Here is a 2,018-nt window from a genome sequence, read left to right on the forward strand (position 1 = left end):
AGAAATAAAAAAGGCTTCCCCCTATGCCCCCCCCCGTAACCGCCTCTCCCCTGCTCAAGGCCCTCGCCCCTCTGCGCGAGGAATTCGTCGCGCTACGCCATGATCTCCATACCCATCCAGAACTGGGGTTCGCTGAAAAGCGGACGAGCGACATTGTCGCGACCAAGTTGCAGGACTGGGGCTATACGATTGAGCGTGGCTTCGCCGGTACCGGACTTGTGGCGACCCTGCGCCAGGGAGCCGGCGGGAAGGTCATTGGTCTACGCGCCGAAATGGATGCCTTGCCGATCCTCGAAAAATCCGGCGTGGCGTGGCAGAGCGCTCAGGAAGGCGTATCCCATATGTGTGGCCATGACGGGCACACCACGATGCTGCTCTGCGCCGCAAAATATCTTGCGGAAAAACGCCCATTCGACGGCACATTGCACCTGATCTTCCAGCCTGCCGAAGAACTGCTTTGCGGTGGCAGTCGCATGATCGATGACGGACTCTTTGCCAAATATCCGTGCGATATCCTGTTTGCCCAGCACAACATGCCGGGCTTTCCGAGCGGCAACTTCTACTTCCACAAAAGCGCCGCCATGGCGTCTTCGGACACCGTGAAGATCACGATCGCGGGCAAGGGTGGACACGGGGCCATGCCCCAGAAAGCGAAAGACCCGGTCCTCGCCTGCGCACAACTCGTCATGGCATTGCAGAGCATCGTTTCGCGCAATATCGACCCGTTCGCGCCCGCCGTCGTCACGATCGGCGCCCTCAACGCGGGGAGTGCCGCCAATGTCATTCCCGAAAAAGGCATGCTTCTTCTGACCGTGCGGACCATGACTGCAGATGTGCGCCAGCGCGTCCTCGACCGCATCAGCGCCATTGCCACCCATACTGCCGAAACCTTCGAATGCGCGGCCACCATCGAGCATCTCAATGGCAGTCCGGTACTGAACAACAATGCACGCGCGATCGATTTCGCGCGCGCCACGGCACAGGACATCGTCGGGGCGGATCATTGTCATGATTGCCCGCCATTCATGGGAAGCGAGGATTTCGCCTTCATGCTCGAGGCGCACCCCAATGGCTGCTACTGGTTTATCGGCAATGGCACCGAGGGCTGCAACGGCGTGCCACTTCATAATGGCGGCTTCGATTTCAACGACGACAATATACTTCCCGGCGCCGCGCTCTTCGTCGGTCTGGTCGAACGATATCTTGCACCGCAGGGCTGATCCCCCTGCAAGGAGCCCCCGGGCTGGCTCAGGACGCCAGCCCTTCACTCTCGCGCTCAATTCTTGCGCGTTCCGCGGAATGGCGCTTGCGGCAGCACATATTCCGCCTGAGGGTTCAGAAGGCCTGACGATACAGTCCCACCATTTCCTCTTCGGTGATAGCTACCGGGTTGTTCACCAGAACACGGTGCTGGGTGATGGCATCAGCGGCGAGAATTGGGAGATACTCCTCAGTCACACCGACATCACGGAGCCGTCGTGGCATCTGGGCCGCGTCCATCAGAGCCTCCAGTGCGCTGATAAAGGCCTCGGCACGCGTGGACACGTCTCCCTCCGAGGGAAGGCCGATGGCATCGCCAAGCTCGGCGTAGAGCGCTGCACATGCGCGCGCGTTGAAACGCAGGACAGGGGCAAGCATCAGCGCATTGGACAGACCGTGAGGCACATGGAAATACCCGCCCAGAGGATAGGCCATGCCATGGACCAACCCAACGGGCGAGTTTGCAAAAGCCTGCCCTGCCAGCATGGCACCCAGCAGCATGGCTTCGCGTGCGCCACGATGACGGGGCTCACGACAGGCTGTAACCAGATGGCGGAAGAGCAGAGCCAGAGCCGAACGTGCAAGATGATCCGAAACAGGATTTTTACGTACGCGTCCTGTATAGGCCTCGATCGCATGGACCATGGCATCCACACCAGTCGCAGCCGTATGGGACGCAGGCAGACCGAGTGTCAGCTCAGCATCCAGAAAGACCTGATCAGCGAAAAGCGGTGCAGAAACGACCCCTGATTTGTGAG

2 protein-coding genes are annotated in these 2,018 nt (G+C 60.1%); one reads left to right on the top strand and one right to left on the bottom strand.

What is annotated here, in order from left to right; genetic code table 11:
- Nucleotides 1-23: 23 nt before the first annotated feature.
- Nucleotides 24-1,220 (top strand): M20 aminoacylase family protein, encoded by a 1,197-nt coding sequence (locus C0V97_RS17690; RefSeq protein ID WP_127103740.1) that lies wholly within the window; start codon nucleotides 24-26, stop codon nucleotides 1,218-1,220.
- A 115-nt stretch (nucleotides 1,221-1,335) separates the two neighbouring features.
- Here the strand turns inward: C0V97_RS17690 and C0V97_RS17695 are convergent.
- Nucleotides 1,336-2,018 (bottom strand): iron-containing alcohol dehydrogenase (locus tag C0V97_RS17695; RefSeq protein WP_127103741.1); only part of this gene is annotated, 683 nt, incomplete at its 5' end.

The sequence above is a fragment of the Asaia sp. W19 genome (genome assembly GCF_003994335.1).
In the GTDB taxonomy this organism is placed as follows: domain Bacteria; phylum Pseudomonadota; class Alphaproteobacteria; order Acetobacterales; family Acetobacteraceae; genus Asaia.